This window comes from Pseudoduganella guangdongensis (assembly GCF_009857475.1).
Lineage (GTDB): Bacteria > Pseudomonadota > Gammaproteobacteria > Burkholderiales > Burkholderiaceae_D > Rugamonas > Rugamonas guangdongensis.
Genome location: NZ_WWCJ01000006.1, coordinates 223,164 through 240,384, shown reverse-complemented (window position 1 = coordinate 240,384; position 17,221 = coordinate 223,164). Strand labels below are relative to the sequence as shown.

General features: G+C 60.3%; 13 protein-coding genes. 3 read left to right on the top strand and 10 right to left on the bottom strand.

Translation table 11 applies throughout. The features are described from left to right. Positions 1 to 69: 69 nt before the first annotated feature. Genes GTP41_RS10450 through glyQ form a run of 4 tightly spaced genes read right to left on the bottom strand, consistent with a single transcriptional unit; the run spans position 70 to position 4,391 of the window. Positions 70 to 810: a lysophospholipid acyltransferase family protein gene (locus tag GTP41_RS10450; protein WP_161025517.1), complete on the bottom strand. Its 741-nt coding sequence runs from the start codon at positions 808 to 810 to the stop codon at positions 70 to 72. A 15-nt stretch (positions 811 to 825) separates the two neighbouring features. Beyond that, positions 826 to 1,377 (bottom strand): D-glycero-beta-D-manno-heptose 1,7-bisphosphate 7-phosphatase, encoded by a 552-nt coding sequence (gene gmhB / locus GTP41_RS10445; protein WP_161025516.1) that lies wholly within the window; start codon positions 1,375 to 1,377, stop codon positions 826 to 828. 1 nt (position 1,378) lies between these two features. Continuing rightward, positions 1,379 to 3,481 (bottom strand): glycine--tRNA ligase subunit beta, encoded by a 2,103-nt coding sequence (gene glyS / locus GTP41_RS10440; protein WP_161025515.1) that lies wholly within the window; start codon positions 3,479 to 3,481, stop codon positions 1,379 to 1,381. A 13-nt stretch (positions 3,482 to 3,494) separates the two neighbouring features. Further along, complete coding sequence (gene glyQ, locus GTP41_RS10435; protein WP_161025514.1) at positions 3,495 to 4,391, bottom strand: glycine--tRNA ligase subunit alpha; 897 nt, start codon at positions 4,389 to 4,391, stop codon at positions 3,495 to 3,497. Between the two features lie 172 nt (positions 4,392 to 4,563). Between glyQ and GTP41_RS10430 the strand changes: the two genes are divergently transcribed. Beyond that, on the top strand, positions 4,564 to 5,673 hold the full coding sequence (locus GTP41_RS10430) for a hypothetical protein (RefSeq protein WP_161025513.1): 1,110 nt from the start codon (positions 4,564 to 4,566) through the stop codon (positions 5,671 to 5,673). Further along, entirely contained in the window at positions 5,670 to 6,029 is a 360-nt protein-coding gene (locus GTP41_RS10425; RefSeq protein WP_161025512.1) for a hypothetical protein, read from the top strand. The genes GTP41_RS10430 and GTP41_RS10425 overlap by 4 nt, the downstream gene beginning before the upstream one ends. Here the strand turns inward: GTP41_RS10425 and lnt are convergent. Together lnt and GTP41_RS10415 are read right to left on the bottom strand one after the other, a co-directional pair. Next, the gene (gene lnt / locus GTP41_RS10420; protein WP_161025511.1) at positions 5,985 to 7,523 is read right to left on the bottom strand and encodes an apolipoprotein N-acyltransferase; all 1,539 of its coding nucleotides are present in this window, start codon (positions 7,521 to 7,523) and stop codon (positions 5,985 to 5,987) included. The two genes, GTP41_RS10425 and lnt, sit on opposite strands and share 45 nt — an antisense overlap. Next, entirely contained in the window at positions 7,523 to 8,401 is an 879-nt protein-coding gene (locus GTP41_RS10415; protein WP_161025595.1) for a CorC family transporter, read from the bottom strand. Before GTP41_RS10415 ends, lnt begins: the two co-directional genes overlap by 1 nt. Positions 8,402 to 8,486: 85 nt before the next feature. Here GTP41_RS10415 and GTP41_RS10410 point away from each other — a divergent pair, with 85 nt between their 5' ends. Next, complete coding sequence (locus GTP41_RS10410; protein WP_161025510.1) at positions 8,487 to 9,503, top strand: transporter; 1,017 nt, start codon at positions 8,487 to 8,489, stop codon at positions 9,501 to 9,503. Here the strand turns inward: GTP41_RS10410 and GTP41_RS10405 are convergent. From GTP41_RS10405 to GTP41_RS10390, 4 genes are all read right to left on the bottom strand, one after another. Next, a complete protein-coding gene (locus GTP41_RS10405) occupies positions 9,457 to 9,708 on the bottom strand; it encodes a hypothetical protein (RefSeq protein ID WP_161025509.1) in 252 nt (83 codons plus the stop codon). The genes GTP41_RS10410 and GTP41_RS10405 overlap by 47 nt on opposite strands. Before the next feature lie 144 nt (positions 9,709 to 9,852). Then, positions 9,853 to 11,292: a hypothetical protein gene (locus tag GTP41_RS10400; protein WP_161025508.1), complete on the bottom strand. Its 1,440-nt coding sequence runs from the start codon at positions 11,290 to 11,292 to the stop codon at positions 9,853 to 9,855. Next, the gene (locus GTP41_RS10395; RefSeq protein WP_161025507.1) at positions 11,289 to 13,865 is read right to left on the bottom strand and encodes a phospholipase D-like domain-containing protein; all 2,577 of its coding nucleotides are present in this window, start codon (positions 13,863 to 13,865) and stop codon (positions 11,289 to 11,291) included. Before GTP41_RS10395 ends, GTP41_RS10400 begins: the two co-directional genes overlap by 4 nt. 9 nt (positions 13,866 to 13,874) lie before the next feature. Continuing rightward, the gene (locus GTP41_RS10390) at positions 13,875 to 17,132 is read right to left on the bottom strand and encodes a type VI secretion system Vgr family protein (protein ID WP_161025506.1); all 3,258 of its coding nucleotides are present in this window, start codon (positions 17,130 to 17,132) and stop codon (positions 13,875 to 13,877) included. Between the last annotated feature and the right edge of the window lie 89 nt (positions 17,133 to 17,221).

Genomic DNA, 17,221 nt, shown 5'->3' with positions numbered 1-17,221 from the left:
CGGGGACGGGAAACGGAGAAGAAGGCGCGGCCGCTGGCGGCGCCTCCTGTTGCGCTTCAGCCTTTTCGGCTAGCCAGCGTTGTAGGCGTGGGGCGAAATGACGCGCATTTCTGATTCGATCCACTGTTCCACCTGTTCCATCAATTCATCCGGGGTCCTGCCCTCGGACGAAATCGGTTTGCCCACCGAGACCGTTACGGTGCCCGGTTTCTTGATAAAGGAATTCTTTGGCCAGCATTCGCCGGAGTTCAGCGCGATTGGCACTACCACGGCGCCGGTTTCCACCGCCAGGCGGGTGCCGCCGCTCTTGTACTTGCCCTGCTTGCCGACTGGAATACGGGTCCCTTCCGGGAACATGATAATCCATTGTCCGTCTTTCAGGCGGCGCTTGCCGTGTGCGACCACAGCTTTGAACGCATTCTTGCCTTGCTTGCGGTCGATCGGGATCATGCGCAGCAGGGCGATGCCCCAGCCGAAGAAGGGGATGTACAGGATTTCTTTTTTAAACACGAACACCAGCGGGCGTGGCAGGTTCGCCAGCAGGAAGATGGTTTCCCACGCCGACTGGTGCTTGGACAGGATGATGGCAGGGCTGTCCGGGAAGTTCTCGTAGCCCTTGAACTCATAGTTGATGCCGCAGATATGCTTGGCGCACCAGATCATGAAGACGTTCCAGCGCGACGTCACGTAATAGCGTTTATTGTACGGCAGCGGGGCTGCCAGCATGCAGACGCCGGACCAGATGACGGTGGCAATACCCATCAACAGCATGAACAGGGCGGAACGCAGGAACAAAACGAAATTACGCAACGACAGTCTCCAGAATTAATCGGCTTTGAGGATGTGATCGACGGTGGCCGCCAGGTCGGGGAAGACCAGGGTGCCGGGCGGCAGGCCGCCCGTGGCCTGGGTCTTTTCGCCCTTGCCCGTCAACACCAGGAACGGCACGCAGCCGCTGATGAAACCCGCCTGCAGGTCGCGCAGGGAGTCGCCCACGGTCGGCACGCCTTTCAGCGAGATTTCAAAACGCTTCGAAATCTCGGTGAACATGCCCGGCTTGGGTTTGCGGCAGTCGCAGTTGTCGGCCGCTGCATGCGGGCAGAAGAAGATGGCGTCGATGTCGGCGCCAACCTGCTGCGCCAGGCGGTGCAACTTCTGGTGGATCGCGTTCAGGGTGTTGATGTCGAAGTACTGGCGGGCGATGCCCGACTGGTTCGACGCGATCACCACCCGGTAGCCCGCCTGGTTCAGGCGGGCGATCGCTTCCAGCGAACCGGGAATGGGGATCCACTCCTCGGGGGACTTGATGAAGTCCGGCGAGTCGTGGTTGATGACCCCATCGCGGTCGAGGATGATCAGTTTTGGCGCTTGCGGCATATCAGGCGGCCAGCTTGGAGATGTCCGCCACGCGGTTCATCATGCCGTGCAGCGAAGACAGCAGCGCCAGGCGGTTGTTGCGCAGCGCGATATCCTCGGCCATCACCATCACGTCGTTGAAGAAGGCGTCGACTTCCTCCTTCAGCTGCGCCAGGGTTTTCAGCGTGGCGCTGAAATCGCCCTTGGCCCATGCCGCGTCGACTTCCGGCGCCACGCGGCCCATGGCGGCGTGCAGCGCCTTCTCGGCGGCGTCCTGCAGCAGTTCGGCCTTGACGGTGCCCGCTTGCGCCAGCGCTTCCTCGTTCTTTTTCAGGATATTGGTGATGCGCTTGTTGGCGCCGGCCAGCGAGACCGATTCCGGCAGGGCGGCGAAGGCCTGCACGGCCTCCAGGCGCTGCACGATGTCGTCCAGGCGGTCCGGGTTCTGCGCCACTACGGCTTCGATCTCGTTCACGCTGAAGCCGCGCTCACGCAGCATGCCGCGCAGGCGGTCCAGCATGAAGGCGGTGACTTCGGCGGTTGGATCCTTGAAGTTTGGCACGGCCACGAACTGTGCGACAGCATCGCCCAGCAGCGTGGAAATCGGCAGCGGCAGGCGCTTCTCGACCAGCATGCGCAGCACGCCCAGGGCGTGGCGGCGCAGCGCGAACGGGTCCTTGTCGCCGGTCGGCTGCAGGCCGATGGCCCAGATGCCGACCAGGGTTTCCACCTTGTCGGCCAGCGCCACGGCGGTGCCGGTGGCGGTGGACGGCAGGCTGTCGCCGGCGAAGCGCGGCTGGTAGTGCTCGGAGGCGGCCAGCGCGACTTCCTCATGCTCGCCGTCGTGGCGCGCGTAGTAGGTGCCCATGATGCCTTGCAGCTCAGGGAACTCGCCCACCATATCGGTCAGCAGGTCGGCTTTGGACAGGCGCGCGGCGCGGTCGGCCAGGGCCTTGTCGCCGCCCAGGCGGCCGGCGATGGCGGCAGCCAGCGAGGTGACGCGCTCGGAGCGCTCGGCCTGGGTGCCCAGCTTGTTGTGGTAGACCACGTTCTTCAGCAGCGGCAGGCGCGATTCCAGCGACTTCTTCTTGTCCTGCTCGAAGAAGAACTTGGCGTCGGACAGGCGCGGGCGCACCACGCGCTCGTTGCCGCCGATGATGGCGGCCGGAGTGTCGGTCGCAATGTTCGACACGATCAGGAAGCGCGAGCGCAGCTTGCCGTTGGCGTCGGTCAGGGCGAAGTACTTCTGGTTGGTCTGCATGGTGAGGATCAGGCATTCCTGCGGCACGGCCAGGAATTCTTCCTCGAAGTGGCATTCGTACACGACCGGCCATTCGACCAGGGACGACACTTCTTCCAGCAGCGCTTCCGGCATCAGCACCTGGTCGGCGCCGGCCTTGGCCAGTAGCGCGGCGCGGATCGCGTCTTTACGCGCGTCGAAACCGGCGACCACCTTGCCGGCTTCGGCCAGGGTGGCGGCGTAGGATTCGGCGTCGGCGATGGTCACGGTGCGCTTGCCCGGTTCGGTCAGGAAGCGGTGGCCTTCGGTCTGGTTGGCGGCGGTCAGGCCCAGCAGGGTCAGTGGCAACACGCTGGCGCCATGCAGGGCGATCAGGGCGTGCGCCGGGCGCACGAACTGCACGGTCTCGCCATCCGGACGCTGGTAGCTCATGACTTTCGGGATCGGCAGCTTGGCGATGGTCTCTTCCAGCGCTGCCTGCGCGCCCACTTGCAGGGCGGAGCCGGCGGCCAGCTTGGTGTAGAAGAAGCTCTCGGCCTTGCCGTCCTGGGCGCGTTCCATATCGGCCACGCCGATGTGCGACAGGCCCATGGCAGCCAGCTTCTTGGTCAGCGGCGCGGTGGCGTTGCCTTCCGCGTCCAGCGCGATGGCGACCGGCAGGATTTTCTCGCGCACCTGCTTGTCCGGCGAGGTGGCGCGCACCTTGGTGATGGACACGGCCAGGCGGCGCGGGGTGGCGTAGGTGGTGGCGACGCTGTCTTCTTCCAGGAAGTCGCGCGCTTTCAGGCCGTTGACGATGCCGGTGGCGAAAGCGGCGCCCAGCTTGGACAGGGCTTTCGGCGGCAGTTCTTCGGTCAGCAGTTCGATGAGCAGAGTCTGATTCATGTTCGGTATTCTTTTATTTGGCGACCATTGGGAAGCCGAGGCGTTCGCGGGACTCGTAGTAAGCCTGGGCCACCAGGCGCGACAGGGTGCGCACGCGGCCGATATAGGCGGCGCGCTCGGTCACGGAGATGGCGCCGCGCGCGTCCAGCATATTGAAGCTGTGCGAGGCTTTCATGATCTGCTCGTAGGCTGGCAGCACCAGTTGCAGCTCGATCAGGCGCTTGGCTTCCGATTCGTGGTTGGCGAATTGCGCGAACAGCAGGTCGGTGTTGGCGTGCTCGAAGTTGTAGGTCGATTGCTCGACTTCGTTCTGGTGGAAGACGTCGCCGTATTTCAGCTGCTTCTTCACACCATCTTCTTCCCACTCGGTCCACACCAGGTCGTAGACGTTTTCCACGCCCTGCAGGTACATGGCCAGGCGCTCGACGCCGTAGGTGATTTCGCCCAGCACCGGCTTGCAATCCAGGCCGCCGACTTGCTGGAAGTAGGTGAACTGGGTCACTTCCATGCCGTTCAGCCAGACTTCCCAGCCCAGGCCCCAGGCGCCCAGGGTCGGGCTTTCCCAGTCGTCTTCCACGAAGCGCACATCGTTCTGCTTCAGGTCCAGGCCCAGCGCGGACAGGGAACCCAGGTACAGGTCGAGGATGTTTTCCGGCGCCGGCTTCAGGACCACCTGGTACTGGTAGTAGTGCTGCAGGCGGTTCGGGTTCTCGCCATAACGGCCATCTTTCGGGCGGCGCGAAGGCTGCACGTAGGCCGCGCGCCAAGGCTCAGGGCCAATGGCGCGCAGGAAGGTGCCAGTGTGGAAGGTGCCCGCGCCGACTTCCATGTCGTACGGCTGGAGCAGTGCGCAGCCCTGCTTGTCCCAGTAGGATTGCAGGGTCAGGATAATTTGTTGAAATGTCAGCATCTTGGTCTTGGTGGCGCTTTGGGCGCGAGCGTTATCGGATCGCTAAAACGGCTCATTTTAGCGGTTTTTGCCGGGAACCTGTAGAGTTTCGGCCCTTCGGGCACGGGTTTGATCTGTATCAAACCTGCTGCATCGGCCCCGAACCGCCGGTCCGCCGCAGCGTCCAAGCTGCATGAACTCCACGAATGCCGATTTTGATTCGGTCTGGAAACAGGCGATCGAACGCTACTGGACTGATTTCGTTGAACTTTTCCTGTGCGAGCGCTGGGATGGCCTGGGTGCGCCTGAAAGCCAGGACCAGGAGTTGCATCGCTGTTCGCGCGACGGCAAACTTGGCCTGTTCCGCGTCGATAAACTGCTGCGGACTTTGGGGTCCGATGGCCTGCCATGCCTGTGGCACATCGAAATCCAGGTGGCCCGCCAGCGCGGGTTTGCCGAGCGCATGTACGTTTGCCAGTATCGCCTGTATGACCACTTCCATTTGCCCGTGCGCAGCATCGCCATCCTTGGCGATCCCAGCCCGACATGGCGACACGATCACTTCGATTTGACTGCAGGTAAAACCCACACGAAGTTCGAATTCGAGGTCGTCAAGCTGCGCGATTTCGAGGGGCGCATTGCGGAACTTCTGCTCAGCGACAATGTCTTTGCCTGGCTCGTCTCCGCGCACCTATGCACGCTGCACACGCGCCGGGAACCAATGGACAGGTTCAATGTCAAAGCTAGTCTGCTAACGGGACTCAACACTTGCGACTGGAGCCAGGAGAAATTCCTTAACGTTTATGACCTGATCGATCGGATGATGAGTTTGCCTGAGGCATTACAGGTGGAATTGGAGAAGCAGCAAAATCTTTTAGCGGGGAGACATCAAATGGCCTGGGTAATGTTAATTGAGCAGCGCGCGGAGCAACGTGGACTCGAGCGAGGGATGGCGCAGGGGCTTGAACAGGGAATTGCGAAGGGAATGGAGAAGGGAATGGAGAAGGGAATGGAGAAGGGAATGGAGAAGGGAATGGAGAAGGGAATGGAGAAGGGGCTTGAAAAGGGACTTGAGAAGGGACTTGAGAAGGGGCTTGAGAAAGGGCTTGAGAAGGGCCGGGATGAGGGGCGCACGGCAGCAATGCGCAACATGCTCGAGTCCCAGTTGGCGTTGCGGTTTGGACCGTTGGACGAAAGCACCAGGCTGCGCATAGCGGAGGGAGCACTGCCGGAACTTGAGAAATGGACGTTGGCGGTGATTGAAGCAAAGGGTATTAATGAGATTTTCGGGAGTTTGACATGATTAGCGATATGTATCACACAAAAGGTCATGCAGATGACTTGGCGGCAAACCTGGGCCTGAAACCCAATGGACAAACGGTGTCCGATGAGCGGCGGAGAGTGTGGCTTAAGCTCGGCAACGAAATCGGCCGGCTCGATGGACTTTCCTCTGCCAAACGCACGGCGCTGGAAAGCATCGTCACAGCACGCTTTGGCACTTTGGACGCGAGTGTCCAGGAAATCATCCACGAGAAAATTGGGATGGCGACCTTGAAGCAGTTGGATCGATGGATCTTGCTGGCTGCTACCGGCAAGACCATCGACGACGTTTTTCTACTTCCGAGGCAAGCGCGACCACAGCCAGGCGGCGGCGATTGAGAGGGCTGCCAGGGCCAGGAACAGCTTGTTCTGCAGCTTGATGTAGGGCGTGTCGCCCGACATGCCCTGCACCGTTGCGCTCAGCACGCCAGGCTGGCGGTAGGGCAACGCATGCGTCACTTCGCCGCGCGGCGAGATCACCACGGTGGCGCCGGTATTGGTCGCACTTAACATCGGCCGGCCCATTTCCAGTGCCCGCATCTGCGACATCTGCAAGTGCTGCGGAATGGCGATCGATTCGCCGTACCACGCCAGCTCCGACACATTCAGCATGATCGTCGCGCCGGTTAGGGACACTTGCTCCGCGATCTCCTCGCCAAACACGTTCTCATAGCAGATATTCGGCAACACTTTCTGGTCGCGCACCGTGAACGGTGCCTGGATGTCGGCGCCGCGCGTCTGGTCGCCCAGCGGAATCTGCATGAGGTTGGTGAACCAGCGGAAGCCAGTCGGGATGAACTCGCCGAACGGCACCAGGTGCTGCTTATCGTAGCGATAAGTGCTGGCGGCCAGGGTCGGCGCCAGGCCGAGCACGCTGTTCGTGTACTCGGTGCCATTGGTCATCGGCATGCCCAGCACGACATGGCTGCCGGTGCGGCGCGCGAACTGGCCATAGGCATCCAGGTAGCCCGGCGGTAACTGGGACTGGAACAGCGGCACGCCTGTTTCCGGAATCGCAATCAGGTCGGCCGGCGCGGCGGTCACCACTTGGTGGTACATGCGCAGCGTGTTGCCGATATGCTCGATACTAAATTTATTCTTGAGCGCGACATTGCCTTGCACCAGACGCACCGATAACGGCTTGCCGGCAGGCGCGGTCCATTCGACACGGCCCAGCGCAAAGCCGCCCACCCAGATGACCGCTACCAGCACTATCGCCTTATAGCGGAAGGGATGCATCAGCAAGGGCAGGGCGCCCGCTGTGACGGCAGCCAGCCAACTGACGCCATACACGCCCAGCACCGGGGCATAGCCGGCCAGGGGCGAAGTATTGTGGGCATAACCCGTCGTCACCCAAGGGAAACCGGTGAACAGCCAGCCGCGCAGCAATTCAAAGGCAGCCCAGAAAGCCGGCAACACCAGCAAGGTGGCCGCCGGCAGCGGCAGCGGCCAGCGCTTGCGCACCCAGGCGGTGGCGCCCATGGCGCCGGCGGCATAAAGCGCCATGGCAGCAGCCAGTAAAGCGATGGAAATGGCTGCCAGCGGCGCCGGCATGCCGCCAAAACGGTTGATAGCGACATACAGCCAATGGAACCCGGCCAGGCACCAGCCAAAGCCGAAAGCCCAACCCACGAGCGCCGCCGCGCGCACGCCATCCGCGCGCAAGGACTGGTAAGCCAGCATGGCCAGCGCCAGGATCTGCAGCGGCCACCAGCCGAAAGGCGCGAACGCAAGCACGCCGCTCGCCCCGGCCAGGGCGGCGATCAGCATGCGGCTACGGGTAGAGCGGGGCGCGGCAGGCGGCTCGCCTGCCTTGGTCTTACGCCAGCGCATCAGTCCTGCTCGTCCACCGAGGCTGGCAGACGTTCCACGGTCAGCACATGGACCTGGCGCGCATCGGCGCGCAGCACTTCAAAGCGCAGGTTGGAGATATCGAAGGTGTCACCCTTGTGCGGCATGCGGCCCAGGTGCTTGGCCACCAAGCCGCCGATGGTGTCGACATCCTCATCGGCCAGGTCCGCATCCAGCTCTTCGTTGAACTGTTCCAGCTCGGTCAGCGCCTTGACGCGCCAGCGCGGGCCGATGCGGCCTTCCTTGATGGAGAGGATATTGTCCTCTTCCTCGTCGAAATCGTACTCGTCCTCGATATCGCCGACGATCTGCTCCAGCACGTCCTCGATGGTGATTAGCCCGGCCACGCCGGAATACTCATCGACCACGATGGCCATGTGGTTGTGGTTGGCGCGGAAATCGCGCAGCAGCACGTTCAGGCGTTTCGATTCCGGGATGAAGATGGCCGGGCGCAGCATATCGCGCACGTCGAACTCTTCTTCCGCGTAGTAGCGCAGCAAGTCCTTGGCCAGCAGGATGCCGACCACCTTGTCGCGTTCGCCTTCGATGGCAGGGAAGCGCGAGTGGGCTGTTTCCAGCACCAGCGGAATCCATTCCTCGATCGGTTTGGTAATGTCGATGACGTCCATTTGCGAGCGCGGGATCATGATGTCGCGCGCCGACAAGTCCGATACCTGGAACACGCCTTCGATCATCGACAGGGCGTCGGCATCGATCAGGTTGCGCTCATGGGCATCGTGCAGGACTTCAAGCAGCTCAGAGCGGCTCTCTGGCTCAGGGGAAATCAGGGCGGTGAGTCGCTCGAACAGCGACCGGTGTGGTTTAGCGTCATTCCTGACGCTACTAGAGTGCTCTTGCATAATTGGCATGAAAGCCGTTATTTTGAAGTGCTATAGCATACACTAAACCGCCGAGCCCCAGCTTTTTTGTCAGATTGGAAACTTCATGCAGATCAATGCAGTCACGTACGGCTCCGACCAATGCGGCCTGGTATGCGGCTATTTGTTCGGCCGCGCCGCGCAAGCGATCCCAATCGAAGCATCGGAAGCCGAACAATGGCTGCGCGACCCGGACAGTCCGGCGGGTGAATTCGTCTGGCTGCATTTCAATCTTGCCAACACCGCCAGCGAAAAGTGGATGCGCGAACATGCCACGCTGGCCAATGAATATTACGACAGCCTGCACGAAGAGGGCGCGCGCTCGACCCGCATCGAACAGGCCGACGACACCCTGGTGGCGGTGGTGAACGACGTGCTGCGCGACTTCAGCTTTGAGCCCTCCGATATTTCCAGCGTCTGCCTGAGCGTGGATCGGCGCCTGGTCGTGAGCGCCCGCCGCAAGCCGCTGCAGGCCGTTGAGCGCCTGCGTCAGGCCGTGCGCGGCGGCGAAAACCTCGCCTCCAGCGTGGTGCTGCTGACCCACCTGCTGCGCGACCAGGCCGACGTGCTGACCCGCATCGTGCGCGACGCCACGGGCAAGGTTGACCGCATCGAAGACAGCCTCCTGTCCGGTAAGCTCAAACTCAAACGCGCCGACCTGGGTGCCCTGCGCAGGGTACTGGTGCGGCTGCAGCGCCTGCTGGCGCCGGAACCCGCGGCCCTGTTCCGCCTGCTGCAGCGTCCACCCACCTGGGCCAATGAAGCCGACCGCCAGGAGCTGCGCGAATCCACCGAGGAATTCGCCGTGGTGCTGAACGACATGGCCGCGCTGCAGGAACGCATCAAGCTGCTGCAGGAGGAGATTGCGGCGCTGGCCAGCGAGGCCAATAACCGCAGCCTCTACGTGCTGACCATCGTCACCGTGCTGGCGTTGCCGATCAACATCATCGCTGGCTTGCTGGGCATGAATGTGGGCGGTATCCCGCTGGCGGATGACGCCGGCGGTTTCTGGGTGATTGCTGGCATTGTCATGCTGTTCACTGTGGTTGCCGGGGCTTGGCTGATCCGGCAGCGGAGCGACTAAACCATGGCACGATTGCTGCCAGCACGAACAGCGGCAGTGAGGTCCAGGTAATGAAGTAGTAGAAGTCGCGGTCGCCGGTGGCGGCGATGACGAGCCAAATCACCAGCATGGCCGCGAACTGGAACAGGATCGCGTAGTTCAGGCGGGCCAGCCATATCACACGCAGGCGCCCACTGGTGGTCTGCCGCAATACCATCACAAGCATAGCGACCGCGATGACGGTAAGCGGAATGCGGGCCACTTCCAGCGCGTGGAGGTAGGCCCATGTCAGCTCGGCCCACAGGTCAATCGATGTCGCCTATAAGGCACCGCTGGGCCTTATTCTCCAAAATAGCGAGGCATCTTGCTCCTACAGCTCTTCATCTGGGGTATCAGGAAAAACTTGGCGAGCATCACTACTGGTGTTGAATGCAGCGTTAAATTCATCTTGGGTCTTCCATTTTTGAGTACCGTCAGGCGTACCAAACACCAGATCGGCAGCTGACATCGGCGTCTTCTTTAATGGGTTGAGCACTGCGCGATTCCAGCTCACTGCTACCAATGTCGGCTGCCCTTTAGCATCAACATCGTAGACCCGGTGGTAAATTTGATGGGTGAGCAGGCGTGGTACTTTGGCGTTTAGCAGGCTGTCATCAAAGTCAGGCTTGGGGCCAGGACGTGGCTGCCGCCAGTCATTGACGGTAATGATCCGGGAAATTTTTCCTTGTGCGTCGAGTTGCTCGTGCCGAAGAACGTTTCCTTCTAGCATGTAGATGCGGTGCCTTGAGATATGTTCATTCGACTTGAACAGTTCGAACATGCGATATTGATTATCCAGCCGCGTCATGCGACGGCGTTCATACTTATAGATCTCGTCGGGTTTTTCGAGCACAGAAAGAGATACGGGAGGTTTGGTAAAGTAGTACGTCGCCCCCTGCCAGCGCCCGAACACGTCCAATACCGTATTCGCGGCGTTGTTGTCCCGCTTGCCATAATTCGAACCGAATATCTCCTTAACCCCTCGACGCGCATCGACATACGCGTGCCCTCGCACTGAATCCGGTGTGCTGTCGATCTGGAACGGCGCCCACTCTTCGCGCCACTCGTCCTTCTCATGCGGGAAATGCCAGCGGTGGCGCAATTGAACATCTTTACCGTCGACAGTAGCGAAACGGTACTCGCGCCACTCGTCTTTCATAGATGGTTCGCTAGCGGGGCACTTCATTGTGTGCTCCGGTTTGACCCACAAGATCACGCGGTCCCGTTCATCGTAACGACGGCAATTCAATGCCTGTGAAGTTATCGGAGGCCCCTTTCTGAAGCCTGACCGTTCAATTCGCTCAATGCGGCCCTTCTTATCGTACGTGTATGTTTTGGTATAGGAACGACTCAAACCACGCTTCAGCAGCGTCTCTGAAAGTGGATCGCCTTTTGCGCTGCGCGTAATTTCATCAAAGAATGACGGGCTTTGTTCGGCCACGTCTCGTGGTATCCACGCATCTACCCGACAAACACGCGGCTCCTTCTTGCCTGCCTGCGGCTCAAAATACCAAATCTGGACCGATGTCTGGTCGGCTGCGATCTTAAGCAAATCAGGACTGCTCAGCCCGCGCGGCGGCGCTGGTGGGTACGGGGCATGTGTCTGCCCATAGGGAGAGTCGCCGAAGGCTTCCATACCCTCAGGAGTATCGCCGACATAAGCCTTGATTTCCTTTGACGGCGGTAGCAAAGGATTCGGCTGAAAGCACGCAGCTTCGCTGCTCGCGCCTGGGATCAGGAAGAGTGCCAATAATGGTAATGCTCGCATCATGTAGTGGCCTGGTTGGTTTGATGTGCCGGTACGTCCATGTTGACTGCCACGTCGACTGTTAAATGCTTGGTAGGGTCGCCGCTAATTTTCGTTTCCACTCCCCAGTTAAGCGGAGCTTCCACAAAAAAGCCTACCAGCTTGTTTTTCAAATGGCGCATCGCTTTATCAACGTCATGAATTGAGCCGTCTTCGTAACGAACTTGTCTGCGCCCATACTCGATATTTGCTGCGGCAGCAACCTGGTGAGGCGCCAGTTTTTTCGTCATAAAATCTGTCTGAAGGCGCGGTGGAATGACCCCCAAATGATCCTCGTTCTTTATAACCGGTGTAATTTCGTAATTATAGAGCGCGGCCCGCGTACCATTAATGGACTTCAACTTCTCATCATTGACTCCCTCTCTTGATGAGAGGTTGTAGACGGGGTCATTTAGACGGTTCAAGCTGTTGCGTGAATTCTGATCAACCGAGAGCGGATAAGGTATCTTAAAGAACGCCAAACCAGTATCGAACTGTCGGAAATTCCGAGGCGTGTGCGTAAATACTTGCTCGTAGATCTTTCGATTGTGCGCAGCTATGGATTGAATGGCCCGGACCACATCGGGCGCACACGGCTTCTCCAAAATCCGTTCGATTGTTGTGCCACCTGGGATGCTCGTCATTTGATCGTCTGTGGTTTTCGAGCGAGGAGGGAAAGGCAAAGGAATAGGAACTGAAGCAGACGCGCGCTCGGCCCGGCGACCGGCGTTAAAGTAATCGCTATCTTTAATGTCGAAACCAAAGTGCTTTCGCCAGAGCTGCTTTCTCAGCTCCCTTGCGAATTTTCGGGTATGTACTTTGTAGGGAGAACCGAGGTCTCGGAATTCCACACCTTCGGTATCCACGATTACCGCCGCAATTTCGGTGTCGCCATTGCCCGTCAGGCTTCGGTCGTTCGTGTTGGCGCTTCCCACAATTGCGACCGCATCGTCTACGATCAGTAGTTTCGAGTGGATGTAGATTTGTTCACTCACAACGTAGCGGCCAATCTCGCATTGGAAGTCTTCGTTGTTCGTGTCGGGGTCGCGGGCGTACTGAATGGTAGCGCCGAAATTGCGCATGTTGAGTACGGTCAAGTACTGGGTCCATTCATCTGGTGAACGGCCGACACCTTTCAGGCTCTTCTTTATCTGATTGATCAGGCTCTTGTCGCCATGTTTTATCGAAGCGAGTGCAAGCCATTGTTGCTTCCATACGGCGCCGCTGTCGGGTGACCCTTCAGGATGCGCTGGTATGACAAGGTAAACATGGAAGGGCGTTTTTGCCTTGATATGGAAGCCAATGCGGCTTGCTAGTTCATCCCCTACACCGTTCCGAATGCCATTGTCCTGGTTGCCAAATTTCGTAGAATCCTGGTTGCCCCAGCGACCAAATCCCGTGATGAAGAACTGGGTTTCGATATAGACGTAATTGTCCGCGCTGCGTATGCAGTTTTTCACGGCATTCAATATGTTGTCCTGGTGCGATGAGCGCCACGCGGGGAGGCAACGCTTCCATAACTCACGCTCCCTCTGATTCGGATAAAGCTCGAGGTCGTCCAGGCGCATATTCTCCCAAAAAAGATGATTGGAAGAGACCGATCGCACAATCTGCACTATCGCAGACCCGCTCTGCGCCGCTTGCATCGCTTCCAGATCATCCCACACCTTCAATTTCTTGAGCCAGTTCTTATCGATGTAGCTGTGATTGGAATCCAAATCCCATATCGAAGCAGTCGAGCGCGCCATATTCCAGCGCCGTACAAAATTTCGATGGATATCGACGACTGAAGGACCTTCGATTTTTATATGGACGTCCTGCCAGGGCATACGTGGCTGGCAGCCTTCGTCTATGAGGTGACCACTCCATGGCTTAGCAAAATCGAAATCCTCAATTAATTTCTCCTCCCGGCTGGTAGTCCCACGAATCTTGGTCGCGCCCGGGTTATACATCTCATTGATAACGAAACGCTCGGGGTCAACGATGATGTCGTAGTTGGGTGTTTCCCAACGTCCGTTCGCCATGTCAATCCCACCGATAAAACCTATCCTCCCATCTATTACAACGAACTTTTGATGATGGGAATAGTCGATGCTATCCAATTGTCCCGTGGTGGGGGCTTGCAGAATAACTGCGACGCTTCCCGGGTACCCTTGTTTGTTGAGGGATTCAAGCTTCCTTTTCGCCTGGCCGTCATATGTTCCAGGTACTGTGTCCTTCAACGATCCATAAAGGAGTACACGGACTTGAACCGGTTTGCTCTTAATGATCTGCTCAATCAAATGGTGCAACCGATTGGGCCGTTTTGGGTCTGCAGCTCGCACCAACTCGACGTCATGGGACATTTGCCAGTCTGCGATCCATACAAAATAGTTTGCGCTTTTCATTGCGCGATATATCTGATGAAATGCTTCCTCCCCAGATTTGAGAAGGGACACTTTATTGCCGAAACGCGGGGTGGAAAATGGACGTGTATTGCAAAAGTACTGGCCCGTATCTCGACAAACAGTATCCCCGTACAAGGAAAGCTGCGCCTCAAGTGCTAGTTGGTCGTTCATAGTGCTCTTCTATACGAGTGTTTCGTTTTTTGGGTTCCCGGTCAGGCGATTCTCGTAATCGCTTTCGGCCCACTGCTTCAACATTTGTTTGTGCGCTTCATCTAAATGGTCCTGGGAAACTGCGTAATTATGCGCATCGAGGATCTTGCGCTCGGCCATGTCTGTGGCGCTTGCAGTCAGGTTGGATATGACCAACGGGGTGATATTGGGGCCCGATACCATGAATAGCGTTCCCTGTGCTTTATTTGCTGCGCTCCAGATCGCTTTTTTCTGCATCTCGTCCAATTCGCATTCTCCGCTTGCGGAACTGGTGCCGGATGCGAGTTCCTGACGGATGTGTTTTGGATTGTAGGGATCGCCTGACGGGTTCTTTAGCTCGACGATTCTCCACGGACGCTCCGCCAGGGGACGGCCGTATTTTCCCGGCACATCTGAGAGCAATAATTTGAAGTTGATCGGCTCGTCCTTCACTTCACTGCGTGGCATGACCGGCAGTTTGTACGCCTCCTGCGCCGGACCGACGAATGACTTCTTGCCCGCCTTGATCTCGATCTTGCCAGGGCACTGTACGGTGATATTGCCGCCATCAATGGTGATGTTCGCGCCGCCCGCCGTGGAGAGGCTGATCTTCTTCGCCGATGCCCAGTCGATATGGGCGTTCGAGCTTTTCACATTGATGGTGTCGCGCGCCATCACATCCAGCGTGCCGGCTTGCGCTTGCACGTCGATGTTGTCGCGGGCGGCGATGAATTGCATGCCGAGCTCCCTCTCGCCCGGCTTGACCGCACCGCCCAGCATGCCGATCGCCTCCATGGTGTGCACGCGCAGTTGGCCGCCGGTGGCCAGCTGGGTGTCGCTGCCGCTCATCACCGTGGCCACCGAGCCCACGGCGAACTGCACATCGCGCGCGGCGCTCATGGCCAGACCTTCCTTGGCGGAGATGGCGATGATCGGGTCGACGGTGTGTGGCAGCTTGTCTTTGCCGGGGCTGGTGCTGCGGTCGCCGGCATCGGCCAATGCCGCCTCCATGCTGGCGGAACCGACCATGCCGGAGACGGCGGTTTGCAATTGCTTGAGCGGCGGTTCTTCTTCCTTGGCGTCGGGCAGGCCGGTGTGGGCGGTCAGGCCGACGGTCTTGTGCTTGGTGGCGGCTTCGTGGAAGGCTTCGCCGAGTTTCACGGCTTGCTTCAGCATGGCGATACCGGCGGTGTTGTCGCCTACCGGTTCGCGCTGCGCGGCGCTGTGGGTGATCTTGTAGCTGCTGACCAGCAGGCCGGCGCCGGCGCGCACGGTGCCGTAGGCGTCGGTGCGCAGCTCGGCGCCTTGGCCGCGCAGGCTGCCGCGGAAGTTGTCGGCGTTGTGCAGCAGGTGGCCCAGGTTCAGCTCCGTGGCGGACTGGGTGCTGCGCAGCTGGATGCGGCCTTGCTGGTCGGTGTCGTCGAATAGCAGCTGGTTGTAGCCGCTGCCGCCGAATTCCTTGCTGCGTAGGCCCCACTGGGCGGCGGTGTTGCGGTGGTCGCCGCTGCCGGCGGCCAGGCCGTGCCATACGGGGCTGTTGCCGGCGGCGGTGTTGCCCTGGCCGGAGGGGGCGTGGTCGTGTGCGCTGGTGAACGGTTGCTGCGCTGCGCCGGCTGTCTGGCCGCCGGGCGTCGGTGCGATGCCGCCTTCGCCCTGGCCGTTGTATAGCGCGCCGACGATGATGGGGCGGTCGATGTCGTTTTCCAGGAACTGCACCAGCACTTCCTGGCCGATGCGTGGCAGGAACTGGCTGCCCATGCCGCCGCCGGCGGAGCGTTGGGCGACGCGCACCCAGCAGGTGGCGTCCGCCGTTTCCTGCCAGTGGAAGCGGATGCGAACGCGGCCCAGGTGGTCGCAATGGATTTCCTTGCCGCCTTGCGGGCGGTCCTGGCCGTCTTCGCCGACCACGATGGCGCTCTGGCTGCCCATGGCGCTTGGCTTGGCGTGCTGGCGTCCTTCGCCGCCGTGGTGGGCGGGGCGCCATGGCACGTCGGCGGCGAGGGCGGCGAAGCTGTTGGCGTAGCCGCTGGCGGAGGCTTTCTCCACCGTGGTGCGGAAGTCGCCGGGCAGCTCGCGCGCAGCGGCAGCCAGTTCTTCCAGCAGCTCGGGGATGGGGCCGAATAGTTCTGCCAGGCCGCGCTTGGCGGCGGTGGGCAGGTTGTTCACGCCCACGCCCAGCACGCGCAGCACGACGTAGCTTTGCGCTTCGCCGTCAAGGGACAGTGGGCCTTGCAGCATGTCGAAGCGGGTGCCGGCGCGCAGGGTGCGTACCGTGGAGCGGCCCTGATGCTGCTGGCTGCGCGCTTCGTGCAACTGCATGTGCAGGGTGGCGTAGCGTTCGGCTTCGGCGCTGCTGGCGTAGAAGTACTGGCCGGGGTAGTCGTAGCTTTCCGGCTGGTGGGCGTGTTTGCCCAGGTCGTTGATACGGGTCGGCACGCTGGCGCTGACGGCGGCTTTGGCTTTGTAGTCGTAGCTGATGACGGCGACCGCGCCGCTCACCAGCTGGCGCGTGGTGTGCAGGGCCTGGATGGTGTCGAACTTTTCGCCGGCACGGGCGGCGTGGTAGCGCAGGCCCTGGCCGGCGGCGCTGCTGGCGTCTTCCGGCGTGGCCGATTGCTGGCTGCTGTCGGCGAACAGCACCAGGGTTTGCCCGTCCTCGCCGTCCTCATGGCGCCAGGCGATGCCTTCTTCGGTCAACAGGCGGCGCACAAAGTCGTAGTCGGATTCGCGGTACTGGCAGCAGTAGCTGCGCGGCGGGATGGCGTTGAGCAGGGCCTGGGCGTCGTCACTCCATTGCCAGTCGGCGTAGGGCGCGTAGTCGCCGAACACGGCATCGACGATGTCGGCCACGCTCTTGTCCTGCCATACGCGGCTGTTGCGCGTTTGCGTGGCGAGCCAGAGCCAGGATGACAGGCGCAGGCGGTAGCGGGCGAAGCCGCCTTCGCTGCCCAGCATGGCGGCGTGGCTGACCAGGCCGTGGAAGGCGGTGCGGCTGCCGTCGGCCAGGCTGGCCTGCAGGGTGGCGCGCTGGCCCACCAGGTCGGCGGGGCGGATGGTGGCGCTGGTGGAGAGGGCGATGACGTCGCGTGCCAGGGTCTCCTGCAGGCAATCGTCGGCGAAGAAGGCTTCTACCAGCAGTCCGCCGGAGCCGTAGTCATCCTGTTTTTCCAGGGTGAGCTCGTACAGCCGGCTTTCGCTGGCGAACTGGGCAAGGGCGCCATAGACCTGGGCCAGGACGTCGGTGCTCATGATATGTCTGCGCGGAAATTATCAAAACGCAAACAATAGCAGAGCTGAAATTTTCGTGCCACACGGTTGAAATCCGCGTGGCAACTAAT